The following is a 19,297-nucleotide window of genomic DNA, read 5'->3' as shown; positions in this document are numbered from 1 at the left end:
CGGGGACGGGGGCGGGGAGTGGCAACCCGCCGGACGGGGCAGGGCGCGGAGCGTCCGGCGCATCCGGAAGGAGGAGGGGCCGGAAGGAGGAAGGGCCGGACGACGCGGAGCGCCGAAAGCGGAAAAGCCGCCTCGCCCCCTGGGGGGCGGGCGGCTTCCGGACGAGCGGACTGGTCTCGTTGAGCGGGCGGTCAGCCCTCCTCGGAAACCTCGGCCTCGGCGGCCTCGGGGGCCTCCTCGATCTCGTCCTCGTCGTCGCGCAGGTCGGCCGCGGTGACCATGCCACCACGGGACAGCTGCAGCTCGGCCTCTTCCTGCGAGCGGGCGACGTTCACCGTGACGGAGACGCTCACCTCGGGGTGCAGGACGACGCGCAGCTTGAACAGGCCCAGCGTCTTGATCGGGGTCTCGATCGACACCTGCTTGCGGTCGACCTTGTAGCCGGCGGCGTCAAGGGCGTCCGCGACGTCGCGCGGGGTCACCGAACCGTACAGCACGCCGGTCTCGCCGGCCTGACGGATCACGACGACCGTCACGTCGTTCATCTTGGCGGCAACCTGCTCGGCGTCCTTGCGGCGCTCCAGGTTGACGGCCTCCAGGTGGGCCTTCTGCTTCTCGAAGAACGCCATGTTCGCCTTGGTGGCGCGCATGGCCTTCTTCTGCGGCAGCAGATAGTTGCGGGCGAAGCCGGGACGCACCTTCACGACCTGGCCCATCTGGCCGAGCTTCTCGACCCGCTCCAGCAGAATAACTTCCATCACTCGTCCTCCTGATCGGGGCCGGCGGGCCGGAGACGGCGACGCAGCCCAATCCATTGCTCGATCATGCCCAGACCGACCATCAGCACGATCGGCCAACCGAAAAGAAACAGGAACATGTAGAACCCGATGAGGATCGGCAGCTTGGCCGATCGGCTCCGGGCGAACACATGCACCACCGAAAGCCCGGCAAAGGCGAATGGCAAGGCCAGGACCAGCGCGGCGTTGACCGCGAGGAACCCGACCGGGTCCGACGCCAGCGAGGCAGCCACCATGGTCAGCAGGAACGCGGTGGTCAGCCACCGGGGCAGTTCCACGTCGTCCAGCCGCATGGCGGGGCGCCGGTTGCGGCCGAACCGCATCAGGACGCCCTGCGCCAAGGCACCGTTGACGATCGTCATGACGAGCCATGAGATCACCGCGAAGCCCGGCAACACCTCGGCCATCCAGATGTCCTGCGGGTCCGGGGCCGGCTGGCCCTGCGCGGAGAACATCTGGTCCGCCATGCGGCCCAGCGTCTCCCGCACCGCGCCCTCCAGCCCGCCGGGCTGATCGAGCGTCAGAACCGCGGCACCCAGAAGGCCCGCCAGTCCCATTCCGGTCAGCGCCATCAGGAGCCGGCCCGGAGGGTACCATTCCACACCCCCGTCGGCCGCCGCCCGCGCCAGCAGCGCCTGCCGCACCACCAGGATGACCGGGACAGCCGCGGTCACCAGATAGGCGAGAGACACCAGGACGCTGGACGACACCGCCAGGACCGCCACCGTTCCCGCCGCGCCGGCGAGAAGGGAGGCGGTGGAGCCGAGCCACAATCCCGCGAGGAACAGCGGCAGCGGCGCCAGATAGCCCAGGATCAGCGCCCCGAACCCGCCGAACAGAACGGCGAGGTAGAAGAAAGCGCTGACCACGCCGACACCGATGGCAGCCGCCAGAGGGGCGGCCAGGGGCGAGGCCATGGGATTACCTTTGCCTGTTGTCCGCTTCGGTCCTTACTTCACCACGTAGGGAAGCAGGGCCAGGAAACGGGCGCGCTTGATGGCGCGGGCGAGTTCGCGCTGCTTCTTCGCGGAAACCGCGGTGATGCGGCTCGGCACGATCTTGCCACGCTCGGAGATGAAGCGGGACAGGAGCTTGACGTCCTTGTAGTCGATCGCCGGGGCGTTCGCGCCCGAGAACGGGCAGGTCTTGCGGCGGCGGAAGAACGGACGGCGGGGACCGCCACCGGTGCGGGCCGGAGCGCCCGAGGTCTGCTTGTCGGACATTTAGGCGTTCTCCCCTTCGGCAACGGTGGGCTCCTGGCGGCGCGGCGGGCGCGGGCCACGATCCTCGAAGCGGCGCGGGCCGCGGTCGCCGCGATCGCCGCGGTCACCACGCTCGCCGCGGCTCTGCATCATCACCGACGGGTTGGCGTCCAGCGCATCGACGCGGACGGTCATGAAGCGCAGCACGTCCTCGTTGATGCTCATGTTCCGCTCCATCTCGAGGACGGCGGCGGCGGGGGCATCAAGGTTGAACAGGGTGTAGTGACCCTTGCGGTTCTTCTTGATCTTGTAGGTGAGCGTCTTCAGGCCCCAGTATTCGGTCTTGGCGACCTGGCCGCCGTTGTCGCGAATGATCTGGGCGAACTGCTCGCCGAGCTGCTCGGCCTGGGCGGCCGAGATGTCCTGGCGCGCGATCAGCACGCACTCGTAAAGAGCCATCGTACTCCCCATGGCTGTTCATGGTCCGGCGCTGCGCCCCATCCCCTATGGACAGGATCAGCCGCCCGGGCCTAGCCGACGGCACGCGGGCCACCGGCAAGGAGTTATGAAGCGGCGCAGTATGCACAAAAGCCCTATCCCGACAAGCGGAAACACGAGCCGCCGGGCGATTCCGCGGCCACGGCCTTCGGAAGGCCTTGGAAAGGCCCTTTTCTCCGTTCGCCTTTGCATCGCAGCAATGAAAAAATGCCGGAAATGCAACAGAAAGGCACCAATTCCAGCCCTTCAACGTTGAGCATCGCTTGACTTGCCCGAAAGGCCGGTTATGACTGTCGCCGAATTCAACGGCGGCGCCGCGGGTGGCGCGCCTTTTTACTAGGGTTCCCAGACAGCATGACCAGGGCGTTCGTCTTTCCGGGCCAGGGCAGCCAAGCCGTCGGCATGGGACGTGAGCTGGCCGAGGCGTTCGAGGTCGCGCGGCTCACCTTTGAAGAGGTCGACGACGCGCTGAACCAGCGCCTGTCCCGCCTGATGTTCGAAGGCCCCGAGGCCGACCTGACGCTGACCGAGAACGCCCAGCCGGCCCTGATGGCCGTCAGCGTCGCCGTCATGCGGGTGCTGAAGGACCAGGGCGGGCTCGACCTGGCCAAGCATGCGGCCTTCGTCGCCGGCCATTCGCTCGGCGAGTATTCGGCCCTGTGCGCCGCCGGCGCCTTCACGCTGGCCGACACCGCGCGCCTGCTGAAGCTGCGCGGCCAGGCCATGCAGAAGGCCGTGCCGGTCGGGCAGGGCGCCATGGCCGCCCTGCTGGGCGCCGAGCTGGAGCAGGCCCAGGCCATCGCCGCCGACGCCGCCAAGACCCCCACGGGCCAGAGCGAGGTCTGCACCGTCGCCAACGACAATTCGTCGGGGCAGGTGGTGATCTCCGGCCACGCCGAGGCCATCGAGCGCGCCATCGTGATCGCGGCGGAGCGCGGGCTGAAGCGCACCGTGCGCCTGCCCGTCAGCGCGCCCTTCCACTGCCCGCTGATGCAGCCCGCCGCCGACGCCATGGCCGAGGCCCTGGCCGCGGTGACGATCAACGCGCCGGCGGTTCCGGTGGTCGCCAACGTGACCGCGTCGGCCGTGTCGGACCCCAACGAGATCCGCCGCCTTCTCGTGGAGCAGGTGACCGGCATGGTTCGCTGGCGCGAGAGCGTGCTCTATATGAAGGAGCAGGGCGTCGACACGCTGGTCGAACTCGGCTCCGGCAAGGTGCTGTCGGGTCTCGCCAAGCGCATCGACAAGGAAATGGCCGGCACCTCCGTACAGGGCCCGGCCGACGTCGAATCGTTCTTGAAGACCCTGTGAGGCATTCCATGTTCGACCTGACCGGAAAGAAGGCGCTGGTCACCGGCGCCTCGGGTGGCATCGGGGCGCAGATCGCCCGCGCGCTGCACGTGCAGGGCGCCACCGTCGCGCTCTCCGGCACCCGCGTCGCCCCGCTGGAGGCGCTCGCCGCCGAACTGGGCGAGCGTGCCCTGGTGGTGCCCGGCAACCTCGCCGACGCCGCCGGCACCGAGCAGCTCGCCAAGGACGCGGAGGCCGCCCTCGGCCAGATCGACATCCTGGTGAACAACGCCGGCCTGACCCGCGACCAGCTGGCCATGCGCATGAAGGACGACGACTGGCAGTCGGTGCTGGACGTCAACCTGACCGCCGCCTTCCGCCTGTCGCGCGCCGTGCTGCGCGGCATGATGAAGCGCCGCTGGGGCCGCATCATCGGCATCACCTCGATCGTCGGCGTCACCGGCAACCCCGGCCAGGCCAACTACGCCGCCTCCAAGGCCGGCATGATCGGCATGTCGAAGTCGCTGGCCGCGGAGGTCGCATCGCGCGGCATCACCGTGAACTGCGTCGCGCCGGGCTTCATCACCACGGCGATGACCGACGCCCTGAATTCCGAGCAGAAGGACAAGCTGCTCACCGCCATTCCTTCCGGCCGCATGGGCGAGCCGGGGGAAATCGCCGCCGGAGTCGTGTACCTGGCGAGCGATGAGGCCGCCTATGTCACCGGCCAGACGCTGCACATCAACGGCGGCATGGCCATGATCTGAGGCGGATTCGCTGCCTGAACCACAGGTTCGGACCGGCTCCCGCGGGCGCTGGTCAAGGCTGTAAAAATGTGTTATCGGACGGGGCTTTTTGTGGCAGGAAGGCACGCAGCCGCGTGTTGAGCCGGCCGAATTCGCCCGAGCGGTCTCAAGGATTGGAAGGTCTTAAAAAATGAGCGATGTCGCCGAGCGCGTTAAGAAGATCGTTGTGGACCACCTCGGGGTCGAGGAGTCGAAGGTGACGGAGAACGCCTCCTTCATCGACGATCTCGGCGCCGACAGCCTCGACACGGTCGAGCTGGTTATGGCTTTCGAGGAGGAGTTCGGCTGCGAGATTCCGGACGACGCCGCCGAGAAGATCCTGACGGTGAAGGACGCCATCGACTTCATCAAGGCGAACGCCGCCGCCTGATCAGGCGCTGGCGTGAAAGGCCAGGCAGCTTTCCAAAGTGGCCTGGCCGTCGCTGAGTTTTCCGAGGAAAGGTCAAGGAATACCCCATGAGACGTGTCGTCGTTACCGGCCTTGGTCTGGTCACGCCGCTCGGTGTCGGCCATAAGCTCAACTGGGAGCGTCTGACCGCCGGCCAATCGGGCATCCGCGCCATCACGGGTTTTGACGCCTCCGATCTGGCCTCGAAAGTTGCCGGGCAGGTCCCGCGCGGCGATGGCGAGGGGTTGTTCAACCCCGATGTCTTCGTCCCGCCGAAGGACCAGCGGAAGATGGACGATTTCATCATCTTCGCCATCGCCGCCGCCCACGAAGCGATCAAGGATTCCGGCTGGGTTCCCCAGACCGAGGAAGAGCGCGAACTCACCGGCGTCATGGTGGGCTCGGGCATCGGCGGTCTGCCGGGCATTGCCGACGGTGCGGTCACGCTGGCCGAAAAGGGCCCGCGCCGCATCTCCCCCTTCTTCATTCCGGCCTGCCTCATCAATCTGGCGTCCGGCCACATCTCCATCCAGCACGGCTTCAAGGGCCCGAACCACGCGGTGGTCACGGCCTGCTCGACCGGCGCGCACGCCATCGGCGATGCCTCGCGCCTGATCATGCTGGGTGACGCGGACGTGATGGTCGCCGGCGGCACGGAAGCGGCGGTCAGCCGCCTGGGCGTCGGCGGTTTCGCCGCCATGCGCGCCCTGTCGACGAATTTCAACGACACGCCGGAAAAGGCGTCGCGTCCCTATGACAAGGACCGCGACGGCTTCGTGATCGGCGAGGGCGCCGGTGTCGTCGTCCTCGAGGAACTGGAGCACGCCAAGAAGCGCGGCGCCCACATCTACGCCGAAGTGGTCGGCTACGGCATGTCCGGCGACGCCTACCACATCTCCGCCCCGGCGGAGGATGGCAACGGCGGGTTCCGCGCCATGCGCAACGCGCTGAAGCGGGCCGGGCTGGAGCCGTCGGACATCGACTACGTCAACGCGCACGGCACCTCCACGCCGCTGGGCGACGAGATCGAGCTGGGCGCGGTGAAGCGTCTGTTCGGCTCGGCGATGGACAACCTCGCCATGTCCTCCACCAAGTCGGCCATCGGCCACCTGCTGGGGGCCGCCGGCGCGGTCGAGGCGATCTACTCGATCAAGGCGATCAACCACAGCCTGGTTCCGCCGACCCTGAACCTTGAGAACCCGTCGGACAGCTGCCTCGGCGTCAACCTCGTTCCGAAGGTTGCGCAGGAGCGCCGCGTGCGGGCCGCCCTGTCGAACTCCTTCGGCTTCGGCGGCACCAACGCCTCGCTGATCTTCAAGGAATTCGCCTGAGCGGCGAAGCATCGCGGAGAGCGCCGATGGGTTGGGGCCTCCGAATCGCGGCGGGGGCGTTGACCGTCCTCACCGCGGGCAGCGGCGTGGCGTTCTGGGGTGCCCTACGTGTGATGGCCCCCGGACCGCTCGAACATGCCGAGACGGTGGTCATCCCGCGCGGCAGCGGGCTGGAAGCCATCGCGCTGACGCTGGAGGATGCGGGGGTCGTCGACTCCCCGATCCTCTTCCTGTTCGCGGCCAAGCTTCAGGGGCCGCTGAAGGCCGGCGAGTATGCGTTCCCCGCCGGGATCAGCGTCGACGGCGTTCTGGAGATGCTGCGCCAGGGCAAGACCGTGGTCCGCCGCTTCACGGTGCCGGAGGGGCTGACCTCCGCCCAGGTGGTGGCCCTGCTCGACGCCGAGCCGGCGCTGAACGGCGAGTTGAAGGCGCTTCCGAAGGACGGAACGCTTCTGCCGGAAACCTATCACTATTCCTTCGGCGATTCGCGCTCGGCCCTGGTCGAGCGGATGCAGCACGCCATGACCCAGGCCTTGAACGAGGCGTGGAAGAACCGTGGCCCGGATCTGCCTTACGAGACTCCGCAGCAGGCGCTGACCATGGCGTCCATCGTGGAGAAGGAGACCGGCGTCGCGGCGGAGCGTGCCAAGGTGGCCGGCGTCTTCGTCAACCGCCTGGAGACCGGCATGAAGCTCCAGTCGGACCCGACGGTGATCTACGCGCTGACCGATGGCAGCGGGGAGCTGGGGCGGGCCTTGACCCGCAACGACTGGAAGTTCGAGTCGCCCTACAACACCTACGTCGCGGCGGGACTTCCGCCGGGGCCGATCGCCAACCCGGGGCGGGCGTCCATCCAGGCGGCTTTGCACCCGGAAAAACACGACTTCCTGTATTTCGTCGCCGATGGCACCGGCGGGCATGTCTTTGCGAAGACGTTGCCGGATCACAATCGGAACGTCGCCAAATGGCGCGAGGTGCAGCGCCGTCAGTCGGGTGGCGCGGGCAACGGGGACACGCCGCAGGATTAGCGGTCCCCTGTTCCCGAACGGAAGGCCGACCCGAACGCCAAGCCCTTGGTCAGGCGGCGTTCGACGCCACCACCTCCAGGGCGACGACACCACCCAGGGCGCCGTAGCTCTTGCGGGCGGCGCGCATCTTCTCCAGCGATTCCATGAGGCTTTCCTCGGCGAAACCAGGGGCGAGCTGCGCCAGTTCCTGTTCCGTCAAGGTGATGAAGGCGTCTAAAAGGCGCGCGTGGATGCGGCACGCCTGGCGGACTTCATCGGCGACCATCGGTGCTGGCATGGTAGGCTCCCAATCACGGAATAAAGAGAAACACGGTCCGTCCGTGCGTGGGAATTCTCTCGTCTTGTGGTTAATAGAGCATTAAATGCAATTCATCTTCCGGATAGGAAGAAGAGTTACCACTTCGGACGAAAAGGGCGAAAATTGGACGATTTCGATTTCGGTATGTGACAGAGTTAAGCCGGCTTTCGGGACTTTCGAATATTCGTTTTTTATCGTTGCGCCGGTCCTTCGTCCGGTGGGGACGAAGGACCGGCGGGGGATCAGCGACGGATTTCCTTGTCCAGGTTCAGCTCCGCCTTGGCGCCCTGGATGCGCGCCCGGTAGACCAGCATGGCCTCCATCACCCGCTGCACGTAGTTGCGGGTCTCGTAGATCGGGATCAGCTCCAGCCAGTCCACCGCGTCGATGGCCTCGCCGCGCGGGTCGCCGTAGGTCTCGATCCACTGGCGGACACGGGTCGGGCCGGCGTTGTAGGCGGCGATGGCCATGATGTAGGAGCCGTTGAAGCGGTCGATCATGTCGGCCAGATAGGTCGAGCCGAGCCGCACGTTGTAGTCCGGGTCGCTGATCAGCTTGGCGTTGTCGTGCTTGACGCCCAGCTTGCTGGCGACCAACTGCGCCGTCCCGGGCATGAGCTGCATCAGGCCGCGCGCCCCGGCGGACGACACCACGCGGGTGTTGAAGGTGCTCTCCTGGCGGATGATGGCGTGCACCAGGGCGATTTCCGGAGCGGACGGGCGGCTTTCGATCATCGGGTAGCCGGCTTCGACCAGGAACACGTCGTTTTGCGCGGCGTCCTTGGCGGCGGCGACGGCGAGGTCGCGGCGCCCGACCTCGCGGGCCAGCTTGGCCGCCAGCACGTAATCCGCCGGCTCCTTGGCGTCGAGGCTGATGCGGCGCACGAAGGCGGTCACCCGCTCGTCGGTGTTGCCCTCGATCTCCGCCAGCAGCTTGGTCACGCGGACCACCTCCCGACGCTCGAAGGCGGTGGCGTCGGCGTTCGACACGCGCGGCTCGGCGGGCAGGGCGATGCGCCCGGTCCCGGTGTGGCGGGCGGCGAGCTGGCCGTAGAAGGTCGTCCCGTACTGGGCGGCCTTGGCGTACCAGTCCTTGGCCTGCGCCGTCTGGCCCAGCGCCTCCGCCGCGCGTCCGCACCAGTAGGCGCCGCGCGCCTTGCTGATCGGCGCGCCGACGGAGCGGTAGAGCTTGTGGAAATGGTTGAAGGCGCTCGACGGGTCGTCGAGGAAGCGCAGCGCCAGGAAGCCGGCGAGGAACTCCGCCTCCGCCGCGCCGCTTCCCTCGGTCTGTCCGTGCGCCGTCACCAGACGGTAGGCGAGGTTGTGGTCGCCGTTCACCATGGCGCGGCGGGCCAGGATGTGGCGCTCCGTCCACCAGGCCTGCGGGCGGCCCATGTCCTTGGGCGCCTGGGCGATGATCTCCAGCGCCCCCGCGTCGTCGCCCTTGCGGCGGCGATAGCGGGCGCGGTCGAACAGCAGGCCGGGGTCGTTGCGCAGGGAGGCGGGGACGCGGGCGAGGGCCGCGTCGGCGTTCTTGGCGTCGCTGTCCAGGGCGATCCGCGCCTCGATCAGCAAGTCATAGGCCTCGTCGAAGAAGGGCAGCATGCGGCGCACCGCCGCTTCCTGGCGCTCCCACAGGAGCCGGTCGATGCGCGCCTTGTGCTCCTGCGGCCGCAGATGCGAGCGGTAGCGGGCCAGGAACTGCTCCTCGTCCGCGGAGGTGAAGTTCGCCTCCACCCAGCGGTCGCGCACCATGCGCACCGCCCGCTCCGCGTTGCCGGTCGCCAGCAGCGTGTCGGCGTGCCGCATGAAGCCTTCGTTGGACAGCGGCGGGTACTGCTTGAACCAGGCGAGCACCCGGTCCTCGTCGAGGTCGATGGGCATCGCCTTTTCCGCCTGGCGGCGGAGCTGCGCCTGGTTGGGCCAGTCGCCGTTCTCGCGGATGAAGGCGGCGATCTCGTCGAAGCTGCCACCGCCGGGAGTCGCCAGGGCCATCCAGCGGATCACCTTGGCCGGCAGCTTGTTGGAGGCCTGGGCGGCGATGCGCAGCGCCTCGTCGTGGCGGTCGTTGTCGGCGGCCTTGAAGGCCTGCCGGTAGACGGCGAGGTCCTGCGCCGTCAGGCTGGCCGCCCCGGCGGGCTGGGACAGCGCGATCAGCCCCAGCAGGGTGGCGGCAATGGCGGAACGGGTGGCATGTCGGATGATCATCCGGGCGCTCTTGCTCGGGGGAACGGGTGCGGCTAAGGTGCGCGACACTTTTCTTGTAGTCCGTCGGAGGTGGCAGGCATGTTGTACGGTTCCATCGTCGCTCTTTTGACCCCGTTTAAAAACGGGAAAGTGGACGAGGCCGCCTTCCAGTCCTTCGTCGAGTGGCAGGTTGCGCAGGGCACCCACGGTCTCGTGCCGTGCGGCACCACGGGCGAGTCGCCCACCCTCTCCCACGAGGAGCACAACCGGGTCGTCGAGCTGTGCATCGAGGCCGCGGGCGGGAAGGTTCCGGTCGTCGCCGGCACCGGGTCGAACTCCACCGAGGAGGCGATCTCGCTGACCCAGCACGCCAAGAAGGCGGGCGCCACCGCGGCGCTGGTCGTCACGCCCTATTACAACAAGCCGACGCAAGAAGGTCTGTACCAGCATTTCAAAGCGATCCATGACGCGGCGGATTTGCCGATCGTTATCTACAACATTCCCGGCCGCAGTGTCGTGGATATGTCGGTGGCAACGATGGCCCGCCTCGCCAAGCTGCCGAACATCATCGGCGTGAAGGACGCCACGGCCGATCTGGCCCGCCCGGTCCGCCTGCTGCAGGAGGTCGGTCCCGACTTCATCCAGCTGTCGGGCGAGGACGCGACGGCGCTGGCCTTCAACGCGCAGGGCGGCGTCGGCTGCATCTCGGTGACGGCGAACATCGCGCCGGCCCAGTGCGCCGCGATGCAGGACGCCTGGCGGAAGGGCGATCTCGCCACCGCCTACAAGTACCGCGACCTGCTGACCCCGCTGCACGATTCCATGTTCGTGGAGACGAGCCCGGCCCCGGTGAAATACGCCGCGAGCCTGCTCGGCAAGTCCTCGGACGAGGTTCGCCTGCCGCTGGTCGCCGCGTCGGAGAGCACGCGGACCACCGTCCGCGACGCGATGACGAAGGCCGGGCTGCTGTCCTAAGGGACGGCAGCACCCCGCCCCAGGGAAGGAGGATACGTGGCCGCCCGCGAGCCCGAACCAAGGCGCATCGCGGCACAGAACCGCCGCGCACGCTTCGACTATTTCATCGAAGACACCATGGAGGCCGGTCTGATCCTGACCGGCACCGAGGTGAAGTCGTTGCGCGGCGGCCGTGCCAGCATCAACGAGGCGTACGCCGGCCTCAAGAACGGGGAACTGTACCTGTTCAACGCCTACATCCCGGAATACGGGCAGGCGGGCCGCTGGCTTCAGCACGAGACCAAGCGGCCGCGCAAGCTGCTGGTGCACCGCCGCGAGCTGAGCAAGCTCATGGGGGCCATCAAGCAGAAGGGGATCACGCTGATCCCCATGTCCGTCTATTTCAACGACCGCGGCATCGCCAAGGTCGAGGTGGGTCTGGCCGCCGGCAAGAAGAAGCACGACAAGCGAGAGTCCGAGAAGGAACGGACGTGGCAGCGCGACAAGGCGCGCCTGATGCGCGACCGGGGATAAGAGGAAGAAGCCTGTGAGCCGACTGTCCAACCGCGCGACCGACCGCGATTCCACCGTGGCCGGCGTCGCCGCGGAGGCCCTGGCCGAGCGCCGCCCGCAGGGCCGCATCCTGGTGGCCGGCGACACCGACGGCGCCATGGAGGAGGCCCTGGCCGACGGCGGGGCGGAGGTCGTCTCCTGGCACCGCCTGGGGCTGGACGGCAAGCCGGCCACGCCCTGGCCCGCCGACGGCGCCTTCGACGGTGCCGTGCTGCGCCTTCCGCGCGGCTGGGCCGCCTTCGAGATGGCCCTGCACGCCCTGGCCGCCCGCCTGCCCTTGGGGGCGCCGCTGTGGATCGCCGGCAGCAACGACGAGGGCATCACCTCCGCGCCGAAGCGCTTCGACGGTCTGGCGGAGGGCGTCGAGACTCTGACCATCAAGCGACGCGCCCGCCTGCTGGAAACCCGCAGGACCAGCGATTCGGCCAAGGGCAATCTGGAGGATTGGCGGGAAACCGTCGCCCTGCCGCTGCCGGGGCGTGACGGCGCGCTCGATCTGGTGTCCTATCCCGGCCTGTTCGCCCATGGCCGTCTCGACACCGGCACGGAATGCCTGCTCCAGGTCCTGCCGGAGATCGCGGCGGGCACCGCCGTCCTGGACTTCGGCTGCGGCGCCGGCGTGATCGCCCGGGCGGTGCGGGAGCGCACGCCGGACGCCCGGCTGACCCTGCTGGACATCGACGCGGTGGCGCTGCACGCCGCCCGCCAGAACGTGCCGGACGCCGAATGCGTGCTGAGCGACGGGCTGGCCGGGCTCGGCGCGCGGGAGCGCTTCGGGCTGATCGTCTCGAACCCGCCGCTCCACCGCGGCAAGGACGAGGATTTCGGGATGCTGGAAGCCCTGGTCGCCGGCACCAAGCAGTATCTGAAGCTGCGCGGCTCTCTGGTCGCGGTGACGCAGCGGACGGCGGGGGTCGGCAAGCTGTTCAAGACGGCCTTCGGCCACGCCGACCTGCTGCTGGAAACGCCGCAGTTCCAGGTGTGGAAGGGCACGCCGAAGTAACCGGCCGAACTTGATGGACGGCGAGGGGGCCGTGCCGCAGCGCGGCCCCGCGCGGGCGGATCACCCCTCCTGCAGCCGACGCGCCGCGTCCACGGCGCCGTAGGTCAGGATGGCGTCGCAGCCGGCGCGCTTGAAGCCGGTCAGGGTCTCCAGCAGCGCCTTGTCGTAATCGAGCCAGCCGTTCTGCGCGGCGGCGCGCAGCATCGCGTATTCGCCGGAGACGTGGTAGGCGAAGGTCGGAACCGCGAAGGTGTCCTTCACCCGGCGGATGACGTCGAGATAGGGCAGGCCCGGCTTGACCATCACCATGTCCGCCCCTTCCTGAAGGTCGAGGGCGACCTCGTGCAGGGCCTCGTCGGTGTTGGCGGGGTTCATCTGGTAGGTCTTCTTGTCGCCCTTCAGGAAACCGCCGGAATTCACCGCGTCGCGGAAGGGGCCGTAGAAGGCCGAGGCGTATTTGGCGGCGTAGGAGCACAGCCGCACCAGCTCGTGGCCGTGGCTGTCCAGCCGGTCGCGGATCAGGCCGATGCGGCCGTCCATCATGTCCGACGGTGCGACGATGTCCACGCCGGCGTCGGCCTGCGACAGCGCCTGCCGGGCCAGCACCTCGACCGTCTCGTCGTTCTGGATGTAGCCGTCGCGCATCAGCCCGTCGTGGCCGTGAGTGGTGTAGGGATCCAGCGCCACGTCGCCCAGGATGCCGACGTGCGGCACCGCGGCCTTCAGCGCGCGGATGGCGCGGTTCATCAGGTTGTCGGGGCGGTAGGCTTCCGCCGCGTCCTCCGACTTGCCCTCGGCGCCGACGACCGGGAACAGGGCGACGCAGGGGATGCCAAGGTCGCCGGCCGCGGCCACCGCCTCGGTCAGCAGGTCGATGGTCAGCCGCTCCACGCCGGGCATGGAGGCCACGGGCACCCGCTGGTTCTGCCCCTCGATGACGAAGACCGGCCAGATCAGGTCGTCCACGGTGAGGCGGTTCTCGGCGACGAGGCGGCGGGTCCAGGCGTCGGCGCGGTTGCGGCGAAGCCGGGTGCGCGGGAAGGACGCCGGGGACCGGAAATGCGAAGCGGACATGCGGGGGACCTGATGTGCTCTTAATACTTGCGGCGCGATCCTACGCCGCATGGCCGCCGCGACTCAAGCCGCACCGCTCACAGGTCTGAATCCCGAGTCCTGCATTTCCATGACCCAGCGGTGCCCGTCCTTGCGCCATTGCGAGACGAGGCCGCCGGTGAAGGCCGCCCCCTCCCACGACCGCACCTCGAAGGTGACGCGAGGCTGTTCGATGGTGATCAGGTTGTAGGCGTTGGCCTCGTTGCGCAGCCGGGTGGAGGTCGCCGTGGAGGCCTGGGCGACCAGGATGGAGCGGGCCACCTGGGTGTGGTGGGTCATGATGTCGCCGGAATAGGCGCGGTGCAGATGCCCGGCCAGCAGCAGGTCCACCCCGCAGCTTTCCAGCGCCGGCAGGGCCAGCTTGTGCCGCCCGACCAGCTTCGTCTTCGGCGCGTCGGGCGGCGGCAGGAAGGGGTGGTGGGTGAACAGCACCTTGAAGACGGTGTCCGGCACCTCGCAGAACACCTCGCGGACGCGCTTGATCTGGGCCTTGTTCATGCGCCCCTCGGAGAAGTCCGCGATGACCGAGCGCGCCGTGTTGATCCCCAGCACGGCGATTTCCGAATCGATGTGGAAGGGGCTGAGGTCTTTGGTGATGTAGCGCTTGTAGTTGCCGAACGGGTCGAGGAAGCGGCGGACCACATTGTAGACCGGGATGTCGTGGTTTCCCGGGACGACCAGATAGGGGAAGGGCAGCTTCTCCAGGAAGGCCCGTGCCTCCAGGAAATGGCGGGCCTTGGCGCGCTGGACCAGGTCGCCGGAGATGACGATCAGGTCGGGCCGCGCCGCCGTCAGGTCGGCCAGCAGGCCGTCGACCACCAGCGGGTCGATCCGCCCGAAATGCAGGTCCGAGATGTGGGCGAGCTTCTTCACGACACCTCCCTGACGAATTCTCTGCTCACGCGCCGTCCGCCGGTCCATCCCCCTCGGCCGGCGCCTTGGGCAGAAGGATCTTCAGAGCCTTGTGACGGATGCGGTAGTTCAGCGGCGGCTCCATCTGCAGGATTTCGCCGTCGTTAACCATCTTCAGCCGCCTCCGCCGGCTGTGCACCGTCAGTTGCGTGGCCGTCAGCGTTTCCAACTCCTCATCATGCTGCCAGGTTCCGAGCACGGTGCGCCCCATCAGCCGCAGCAGCCCCCAGGGGTCGCGCTGCCGCGCCACGTAGACGCCGAGCTTGCCGGACGCCAGCGTGTTGCGGCGCAGGAGCATGCTGCCCGCCTCGCCGTCGAAGGGGTTGTTGGACACCACGAGGATCGGCGTGCGCACGCGGCGCGGGCCGTCGCCCCAGTCGATCCGCACGTCCAGCAGGGGCAGGCGACGGAAGGTACGGACCATGGCCAGCGCCATCGCCGGCCATTTCAGCAGGCGGTGCCGCTTGCGCTTCTCCTCGCGCTCCTGGACCACTTGGGGGTAGAAGCCGAGGACGGAGCTGTTCAGGTAGACCTCGCCGTTCACCTCCGCCACGTCGATGCTGCTCACCTCGCCGGCGGCCAGGGCCTCGTAGGCTTCGTCGAGGTCGAGCGGGGTCTTCAGGTCGCGCGCCAGCAGGTTCATGGTGCCGAGCGGCAGGATGCCCAGGATCTTGCCGGTGGGCAGGATCATGTTGACCGCGGTGTGGATGGTCCCGTCGCCGCCGCCGACGATGACCAGCTCCGCGTCGGAGTCGATGGCCTTGCGGATTTCCGATTCGCAATCGGACGGCTCCACCGCGGTCAGCGACACCTCCGCCCCGTGCCGCTCGAAGGCGCTGCGGATCGCCGCCACCGTGTCGTCGATCGGCTGTCCGGCCAGCGTTCCCGCGGACCGGTTGAGGACGATGGCCGTCTTGCGGCCCGCTCCCTCCTGACGTGACGCTTGCGCTGCTGAAGCTGCCATCATGGAACTGTCCCGCTCATGACTGTGGGTGCGGCAACGGCTGAGGCCGGGGCGGTGTTCCGCGACGCTGCGCTGCGAAACGGCGGTTTGACACGCCGCCCGCCGCCCGTATCATCGCCCGAAACCAACAAATTCGCCCCACAAACGAACAAATGGAAACGACCGGAACCATGAGCGAACCCGCCGAGATCCTGTTCGAACGCCGCGGCGCCATCGGGCTGGTGACGCTGAACCGCCCGAAAGCGCTGAACGCCCTGACGCTGGGCATGATCCGCCAATTCGATCCGCAGCTGCGCGCCTGGATCGCCGACCCGGAGGTCAAGGCCATCGTCGTGCAGGGCGCGGGGGAGAAGGCCTTCTGCGCCGGCGGCGACGTGGTGAACCTGTACGAGACGGGCAAGGCCGCCAAGGCGGGGCAGGACGACGGCGCGTCCATCCGCGCCTTCTTCAGCGAGGAGTACGTCCTCAACCGTCTGATCCACACCTGCCCGAAGCCTTATGTCGCGCTGATCGACGGCATCAGCATGGGCGGCGGTGTCGGCCTGTCGGTGCACGGCTCGCACCGAATCGTGACGGAGCGGACGATGTTCGCCATGCCGGAGACGGGGATCGGCCTCTATCCGGACGTCGGCGGCACCTATTTCCTGCCGCGCCTGCCCGGACAGGTCGGCATCTGGCTGGGCCTGACCGGAGACCGTCTTAAGGCGGCGGACATGATCGAGGTCGGCGCCGCCGACGCCTTCGTTCCCAGCGCCAGGCTGGAGTCCCTGATCGCCGAGCTGGCCGATGGCGTGCCGGCCGACGAGGCGGTCGCGCACCATCGCGGGGACGCCGGCGAACCCCCGGTCGCCGCCCACCGCGCGGCCATCGACCGCTGCTATGCCCACAACGCGGTGGAGGCCATCGTCGCCGCCCTGGAGGCCGAAGGCACGGAGTGGGCCGCCGGCCAGCTCGCCACGCTGAAGCGGGTGTCGCCGACCAGCCTGACGGTGACGCTGGAGGCGCTGCGCCGCGGCGCCAAGCTGGACTTCGACGGCTGCATGGTCCAGGAGCTTCGCCTCAGCCTCGCCTTCCTCGCCCGCCATGACTTCTACGAGGGCATCCGCGCGGCTCTGGTCGACAAGGACCGGAATCCGCGCTGGTCGCCGGCCTCTCTGACCGACGTGACGGCTGAAGAGGTGGCCGGTTACTTCGCCGAACCCGTCGGCGGGGATTTGCGCTTTACCGAATGAAGAGGTCCGCCCCCCTTTATTGCACTCTGAACGTGCACGGATACGGGCACATTCCGCGCGTTTCTGCGTTAGTATCGGGGAAATCCTTGCGGGACTTGTCTCAAACCTGACCGTTGTTGTTGCCTGACGGTTGCTGTCGGGGGTCGGGTGGGACGGGTCGGCTTGCCGCCCGGTTCGCCGGGCGGGAATGCCGCCGGGACGCCCGGATTCCGGGCACCTTCCGGCACGCGACGGGGCTTGGCACGGCAGGACGGGGGTATTCCGCAGGGCCAGGCTGTTCTACAACCCGGGCTGTGCTTTTGGGGCATTATTGAGGTGATTGCCGGACAATGATCGGTTAATCTCCCCTTAAGGACCCCGGAAAGGCCACAGGTCGGCCCATGTCCGGTACGAGCCAAAGGAGACCGCGGTGCGCAAACCCTATTATGAAAGCATCCTCTTGATCGAACGGCTTCACCGCCACTTTCTCGAGGTGCTGAAGACCGAGCTTGACCGGCTCGGTATCCAGGACATCAACAACGTCCAGAGCCTGATCCTCTACAACATCGGCGAAGACGAGATGACCGTCGGCGAACTGACGGCGCGCGGCTACTATCTCGGCTCCAACGTGTCCTACAACGTGAAGAAGATGGTCGAGAACGGCTATCTCGGGCAGGAGCGCTCGCCGCACGACCGCCGGTCGGTGCGCGTCCGCCTGTCGGAGAAGGGTCTCGATCTGCGCGAGAAGATCAGCCGCATGTTCGAGCGCCACCTGACGGCGCTGGAAAAGGCCGGCTTCAGCGACGAGGAACTGGTCAAGGCGAACGAGACTCTGCGCAAGCTCGAGCGCTTCTGGTCCGCGTCGCTCGACTACAGCGGCTTTCCGCTGACCTCGGCGGCCTGATCCGCTACCGCCTGAGTCGTATCGGTACCGCGGTTTCCGGCTCCTGCGTCGAAAGAGAAAGGCACGCCTCCGGCCTCGGGTTCGGAGGCGTGCCGCGAGTCGGTGTGCGGCCCTGCGCGGCCGCTTTTTTCATGCTCGCGTTCCGGCCTCCCACACACCCGTTTCCCCAGCCGGACTCGCTGTCCGGCACCGCATTGTCGCGCCTCGACCGCTTCCGGATGGACGGGATTAAGTTCTTTCCGTAAGCTGTACGTGTGACAGATTGCTGCTAACCTGAACCAAACAACAGGCGGCCTCGCGGAAGGCTGCTGAAAAACAGGGGATGGGGAGGATATGGCAAGTGACGTCATTCTGGAGACGCGCGGACTGACCAAGGAATTCCGGGGCTTCGTCGCCGTCCGCGACGTCAGTCTCCGGGTAAGGCGGGGGTCCATCCATGCGCTGATCGGTCCCAACGGGGCCGGAAAAACAACCGTTTTCAATCTGCTCACCAAGTTCCTTCAGCCCAGCAACGGCGCCATCCTCTTCAACGGGCGCGACATCACCGCGGTGAAGCCGGCGGACGTGGCGCGGCTGGGCATCATCCGTTCCTTCCAGATCTCGGCGGTGTTCCCGCATCTGTCGGTTCTAGAGAATGTGCGGGTGGGCCTGCAGCGGCCGCTCGGCAATTCCTTCCAGTTTTGGACATCGGAATCGGTGCTCGACCGGCTGAACGGGCGGGCGATGGAACTGCTGGAGGATGTCGGGCTGTCCGGCTACGCCCATCTGCCGGCGGCGGAGCTTCCCTACGGCCGCAAGCGCGCGCTGGAGATCGCCACGACGCTGGCCCTGGAACCGGAGATGCTGCTGCTCGACGAGCCGATGGCCGGCATGGGGCACGAGGACATCGACCGCATCGCCGCGCTGATCAAGCGGGTCTCGGCCAACCGCACGATCCTGATGGTGGAGCACAACCTGTCCGTCGTCGCCAACCTGTCGGACTGGATCACCGTCCTGGCCCGCGGCGAGGTGCTGGCCGAAGGCCCCTACGCCGAGGTGTCGCGCCATCCGAAGGTCCGTGAAGCCTATATGGGGAGCGGTCATGCCTGACGGCGCTGCGGTGAGGACCGCGATGCTGGAGGTCTCCGATCTCCAGGCCTTCTACGGCGAGAGCCACGTCCTGCATGGGGTGAACCTGGAGGTCCGCCAGGGCGAGGTCGTGACCCTGCTGGGCCGCAACGGCGCCGGCAAGACGACCACCATGCGTTCCATCATGGGAATCGTCGGCAGGCGCACGGGCTCCATCCGCTTCCAGGGGCAGGAACTGATCGGCATGGCGCCGCACAGGATCCCGCGCCTGGGCATCGGCTATGTGCCGGAGGAGCGCGGGATCTTCGCCTCGCTCAGCGTCGATGAGAATTTGACGCTGCCGCCCGTCGTCAAGGACGGCGGCATGACGGTCCAGCAGATTTACGAGCTGTTCCCCAACCTCCAGGGCCGCGGCTCGACCCAGGGCACCCGCCTGTCGGGTGGCGAGCAGCAGATGCTGGCCATCGCGCGCATCCTGCGCACCGGCGCCACCATGATCCTTCTCGACGAGCCGACGGAAGGGCTGGCCCCGGTGATCATCGAACAGATTGGCGTGGCCGTGCGCAAGCTCAAGCAGCGCGGCTTCACCATCCTGCTGGTTGAGCAGAACTTCCGCTTCGCCGCCACCATCGCCGACCGCCATTACATGATGGAGGAGGGTCATGTGGTGGACATGATCCCGAACAACCAGCTCGCCGCCAACATGGAGAAGCTGCACACGTATCTGGGTGTCTGAATCAACAAGCAGAAACGTTCGAATTCGAACCGGGA

21 protein-coding genes are annotated in these 19,297 nt (G+C 67.7%); 12 read left to right on the top strand and 9 right to left on the bottom strand.

Translation table 11 applies throughout. The features are described 5' to 3' along the window. Positions 1 to 191 precede the first annotated feature (191 nt). From rplI to rpsF, 4 genes are read right to left on the bottom strand one after another with little or no spacing between them, the layout of a single operon-like run. Positions 192 to 758 carry a 50S ribosomal protein L9 gene (rplI, locus tag ABVN73_RS06195; protein ID WP_137138574.1) on the bottom strand — a complete coding sequence of 189 codons (567 nt, stop codon included), beginning with the start codon at positions 756 to 758 and terminating at the stop codon, positions 192 to 194. Beyond that, positions 758 to 1,714: a DUF2232 domain-containing protein gene (locus ABVN73_RS06190; protein ID WP_353859376.1), complete on the bottom strand. Its 957-nt coding sequence runs from the start codon at positions 1,712 to 1,714 to the stop codon at positions 758 to 760. The genes rplI and ABVN73_RS06190 overlap by 1 nt, the downstream gene beginning before the upstream one ends. A 33-nt stretch (positions 1,715 to 1,747) precedes the next feature. Continuing rightward, positions 1,748 to 2,020 (bottom strand): 30S ribosomal protein S18, encoded by a 273-nt coding sequence (rpsR, locus tag ABVN73_RS06185; protein ID WP_014240379.1) that lies wholly within the window; start codon positions 2,018 to 2,020, stop codon positions 1,748 to 1,750. Further along, complete coding sequence (gene rpsF, locus ABVN73_RS06180) at positions 2,021 to 2,458, bottom strand: 30S ribosomal protein S6 (protein ID WP_353859375.1); 438 nt, start codon at positions 2,456 to 2,458, stop codon at positions 2,021 to 2,023. Positions 2,459 to 2,851: 393 nt separating this feature from the next. Between rpsF and fabD the strand changes: the two genes are divergently transcribed. The 5 genes from fabD (at position 2,852) to mltG (ending at position 7,340) form a co-directional block, all read left to right on the top strand. Continuing rightward, entirely contained in the window at positions 2,852 to 3,808 is a 957-nt protein-coding gene (gene fabD, locus ABVN73_RS06175) for an ACP S-malonyltransferase (protein ID WP_353859374.1), read from the top strand. 8 nt (positions 3,809 to 3,816) lie between these two features. Next, positions 3,817 to 4,554 carry a 3-oxoacyl-[acyl-carrier-protein] reductase gene (gene fabG, locus ABVN73_RS06170; protein ID WP_353859373.1) on the top strand — a complete coding sequence of 246 codons (738 nt, stop codon included), beginning with the start codon at positions 3,817 to 3,819 and terminating at the stop codon, positions 4,552 to 4,554. A gap of 169 nt (positions 4,555 to 4,723) precedes the next feature. Next, positions 4,724 to 4,963 (top strand): acyl carrier protein, encoded by a 240-nt coding sequence (locus ABVN73_RS06165; RefSeq protein WP_014240383.1) that lies wholly within the window; start codon positions 4,724 to 4,726, stop codon positions 4,961 to 4,963. Between the two features lie 86 nt (positions 4,964 to 5,049). Beyond that, a complete protein-coding gene (gene fabF, locus ABVN73_RS06160; RefSeq protein ID WP_353859372.1) occupies positions 5,050 to 6,312 on the top strand; it encodes a beta-ketoacyl-ACP synthase II in 1,263 nt (420 codons plus the stop codon). A gap of 26 nt (positions 6,313 to 6,338) precedes the next feature. Further along, the gene (mltG, locus tag ABVN73_RS06155) at positions 6,339 to 7,340 is read left to right on the top strand and encodes an endolytic transglycosylase MltG (protein ID WP_353859371.1); all 1,002 of its coding nucleotides are present in this window, start codon (positions 6,339 to 6,341) and stop codon (positions 7,338 to 7,340) included. A 49-nt stretch (positions 7,341 to 7,389) separates the two neighbouring features. On the opposite strand, the gene ABVN73_RS06150 is transcribed toward mltG, so the two are convergent. Together ABVN73_RS06150 and ABVN73_RS06145 are read right to left on the bottom strand one after the other, a co-directional pair. After that, the gene (locus tag ABVN73_RS06150) at positions 7,390 to 7,617 is read right to left on the bottom strand and encodes a hypothetical protein (protein WP_149165813.1); all 228 of its coding nucleotides are present in this window, start codon (positions 7,615 to 7,617) and stop codon (positions 7,390 to 7,392) included. Between the two features lie 263 nt (positions 7,618 to 7,880). Then, positions 7,881 to 9,845 carry a lytic transglycosylase domain-containing protein gene (locus tag ABVN73_RS06145; RefSeq protein ID WP_353859370.1) on the bottom strand — a complete coding sequence of 655 codons (1,965 nt, stop codon included), beginning with the start codon at positions 9,843 to 9,845 and terminating at the stop codon, positions 7,881 to 7,883. A gap of 78 nt (positions 9,846 to 9,923) precedes the next feature. Between ABVN73_RS06145 and dapA the strand changes: the two genes are divergently transcribed. The 3 genes from dapA to ABVN73_RS06130 are packed head-to-tail and all read left to right on the top strand — an operon-like array spanning position 9,924 to position 12,354. Then, positions 9,924 to 10,799 carry a 4-hydroxy-tetrahydrodipicolinate synthase gene (gene dapA / locus ABVN73_RS06140; protein ID WP_353859369.1) on the top strand — a complete coding sequence of 292 codons (876 nt, stop codon included), beginning with the start codon at positions 9,924 to 9,926 and terminating at the stop codon, positions 10,797 to 10,799. Positions 10,800 to 10,835: 36 nt separating this feature from the next. Beyond that, on the top strand, positions 10,836 to 11,312 hold the full coding sequence (smpB, locus tag ABVN73_RS06135) for an SsrA-binding protein SmpB (protein ID WP_038527736.1): 477 nt from the start codon (positions 10,836 to 10,838) through the stop codon (positions 11,310 to 11,312). Between the two features lie 13 nt (positions 11,313 to 11,325). Further along, complete coding sequence (locus ABVN73_RS06130) at positions 11,326 to 12,354, top strand: methyltransferase (protein ID WP_353859368.1); 1,029 nt, start codon at positions 11,326 to 11,328, stop codon at positions 12,352 to 12,354. Between the two features lie 60 nt (positions 12,355 to 12,414). On the opposite strand, the gene hemB is transcribed toward ABVN73_RS06130, so the two are convergent. The 3 genes from hemB to ABVN73_RS06115 form a co-directional block, all read right to left on the bottom strand. Next, positions 12,415 to 13,428, bottom strand: coding sequence for a porphobilinogen synthase (gene hemB, locus ABVN73_RS06125; protein WP_014240393.1), 1,014 nt, complete (start codon positions 13,426 to 13,428; stop codon positions 12,415 to 12,417). Between the two features lie 63 nt (positions 13,429 to 13,491). Beyond that, the gene (locus ABVN73_RS06120; protein WP_353859367.1) at positions 13,492 to 14,340 is read right to left on the bottom strand and encodes a metallophosphoesterase; all 849 of its coding nucleotides are present in this window, start codon (positions 14,338 to 14,340) and stop codon (positions 13,492 to 13,494) included. A gap of 25 nt (positions 14,341 to 14,365) precedes the next feature. After that, the gene (locus ABVN73_RS06115) at positions 14,366 to 15,346 is read right to left on the bottom strand and encodes a diacylglycerol kinase family protein (protein ID WP_353859366.1); all 981 of its coding nucleotides are present in this window, start codon (positions 15,344 to 15,346) and stop codon (positions 14,366 to 14,368) included. A gap of 167 nt (positions 15,347 to 15,513) precedes the next feature. Here ABVN73_RS06115 and ABVN73_RS06110 point away from each other — a divergent pair, with 167 nt between their 5' ends. From ABVN73_RS06110 to ABVN73_RS06095, 4 genes are all read left to right on the top strand, one after another. After that, complete coding sequence (locus ABVN73_RS06110) at positions 15,514 to 16,575, top strand: enoyl-CoA hydratase/isomerase family protein (RefSeq protein ID WP_353859365.1); 1,062 nt, start codon at positions 15,514 to 15,516, stop codon at positions 16,573 to 16,575. Between the two features lie 409 nt (positions 16,576 to 16,984). Further along, positions 16,985 to 17,458, top strand: coding sequence for a MarR family winged helix-turn-helix transcriptional regulator (locus ABVN73_RS06105; RefSeq protein WP_014240398.1), 474 nt, complete (start codon positions 16,985 to 16,987; stop codon positions 17,456 to 17,458). Between the two features lie 333 nt (positions 17,459 to 17,791). Then, a complete protein-coding gene (locus tag ABVN73_RS06100) occupies positions 17,792 to 18,547 on the top strand; it encodes an ABC transporter ATP-binding protein (protein ID WP_353859364.1) in 756 nt (251 codons plus the stop codon). After that, positions 18,540 to 19,262, top strand: coding sequence for an ABC transporter ATP-binding protein (locus ABVN73_RS06095; RefSeq protein WP_353859363.1), 723 nt, complete (start codon positions 18,540 to 18,542; stop codon positions 19,260 to 19,262). The genes ABVN73_RS06100 and ABVN73_RS06095 overlap by 8 nt, the downstream gene beginning before the upstream one ends. Positions 19,263 to 19,297 lie beyond the last annotated feature (35 nt).

The organism is Azospirillum formosense (assembly GCF_040500525.1).
GTDB classification, from domain to species: Bacteria; Pseudomonadota; Alphaproteobacteria; order Azospirillales; family Azospirillaceae; genus Azospirillum; species Azospirillum formosense_A.
The sequence above is the reverse complement of the archived record's forward strand: the minus strand, read 5'-3'. Positions and strand labels throughout refer to the sequence as shown.

Coding starts and splice junctions, on each gene's coding strand:
- rplI (WP_137138574.1), bottom strand. CDS start 758: ATGGAAGTTATTCTGCTGGAGCGGGTCGAGAAGCTCGGCCAGATGGGC.
- ABVN73_RS06190 (WP_353859376.1), bottom strand. CDS start 1,714: ATGGCCTCGCCCCTGGCCGCCCCTCTGGCGGCTGCCATCGGTGTCGGC.
- rpsR (WP_014240379.1), bottom strand. CDS start 2,020: ATGTCCGACAAGCAGACCTCGGGCGCTCCGGCCCGCACCGGTGGCGGT.
- rpsF (WP_353859375.1), bottom strand. CDS start 2,458: ATGGCTCTTTACGAGTGCGTGCTGATCGCGCGCCAGGACATCTCGGCC.
- fabD (WP_353859374.1), top strand. CDS start 2,852: ATGACCAGGGCGTTCGTCTTTCCGGGCCAGGGCAGCCAAGCCGTCGGC.
- fabG (WP_353859373.1), top strand. CDS start 3,817: ATGTTCGACCTGACCGGAAAGAAGGCGCTGGTCACCGGCGCCTCGGGT.
- ABVN73_RS06165 (WP_014240383.1), top strand. CDS start 4,724: ATGAGCGATGTCGCCGAGCGCGTTAAGAAGATCGTTGTGGACCACCTC.
- fabF (WP_353859372.1), top strand. CDS start 5,050: ATGAGACGTGTCGTCGTTACCGGCCTTGGTCTGGTCACGCCGCTCGGT.
- mltG (WP_353859371.1), top strand. CDS start 6,339: ATGGGTTGGGGCCTCCGAATCGCGGCGGGGGCGTTGACCGTCCTCACC.
- ABVN73_RS06150 (WP_149165813.1), bottom strand. CDS start 7,617: ATGCCAGCACCGATGGTCGCCGATGAAGTCCGCCAGGCGTGCCGCATC.
- ABVN73_RS06145 (WP_353859370.1), bottom strand. CDS start 9,845: ATGATCATCCGACATGCCACCCGTTCCGCCATTGCCGCCACCCTGCTG.
- dapA (WP_353859369.1), top strand. CDS start 9,924: ATGTTGTACGGTTCCATCGTCGCTCTTTTGACCCCGTTTAAAAACGGG.
- hemB (WP_014240393.1), bottom strand. CDS start 13,428: ATGTCCGCTTCGCATTTCCGGTCCCCGGCGTCCTTCCCGCGCACCCGG.
- ABVN73_RS06115 (WP_353859366.1), bottom strand. CDS start 15,346: ATGATGGCAGCTTCAGCAGCGCAAGCGTCACGTCAGGAGGGAGCGGGC.
- ABVN73_RS06110 (WP_353859365.1), top strand. CDS start 15,514: ATGAGCGAACCCGCCGAGATCCTGTTCGAACGCCGCGGCGCCATCGGG.
- ABVN73_RS06100 (WP_353859364.1), top strand. CDS start 17,792: ATGGCAAGTGACGTCATTCTGGAGACGCGCGGACTGACCAAGGAATTC.
- ABVN73_RS06095 (WP_353859363.1), top strand. CDS start 18,540: ATGCCTGACGGCGCTGCGGTGAGGACCGCGATGCTGGAGGTCTCCGAT.